Here is a 554-nt window from a genome sequence, read left to right as displayed (position 1 = left end):
GTTCATCCATCTATTACGTGATGGTGGACGAGCGGCTGTCGTTTTACCCGATGGTTTCCTGTTTGGTGAAGGCATGAAAACCCGCCTTAAAGAAAAGCTTCTAACCGAATGTAACCTGCACACCATCGTGCGCCTGCCCAACGGTGTTTTTAATCCTTACACTGGCATCAAAACCAACCTGCTATTCTTTACCAAAGGCAAACCCACCGAGAATATCTGGTACTACGAACACCCCTATCCAGAAGGCGTGAAGAGCTACAAAAAAACAAAGCCAATGAAGTTTGAAGAATTTCAGACAGAGATCGACTGGTGGGGCGATGAGGCCGATGGTTTTGCTAACCGCGAAGAAACCGAGCAAGCCTGGCAGATTTCCATCGACGAGATCAAAGCCCGAAACTACAACCTCGACATCAAAAATCCTCATGTGGGCGAACAGATCAACCATGATCCAGATGAACTGCTGGCAAAATACGAACAGCAACAGGCCTAGATCCAGGAAATCCGCAACCAACTGCGCGATATTCTAGCGGATGCACTTAGCCGCGATACTGGAG

The 554-nt window shown here is 48.2% G+C and carries 1 protein-coding gene; it reads left to right on the top strand.

What is annotated here, in order from left to right:
• Positions 1–490, top strand: a 490-nt coding sequence (locus ADINL_RS00775) for an N-6 DNA methylase (RefSeq protein ID WP_152547585.1), incomplete at its 5' end; no start/stop codon positions are given.
• Positions 491–554 lie beyond the last annotated feature (64 nt).

Origin of the sequence: Nitrincola lacisaponensis (assembly GCF_000691225.1) — a bacterium.
GTDB classification, from domain to species: Bacteria; Pseudomonadota; Gammaproteobacteria; order Pseudomonadales; family Balneatricaceae; genus Nitrincola; species Nitrincola lacisaponensis.
Note: the sequence above shows the minus strand (reverse complement) of the source record. Positions and strands in the feature narration are given on the sequence as shown.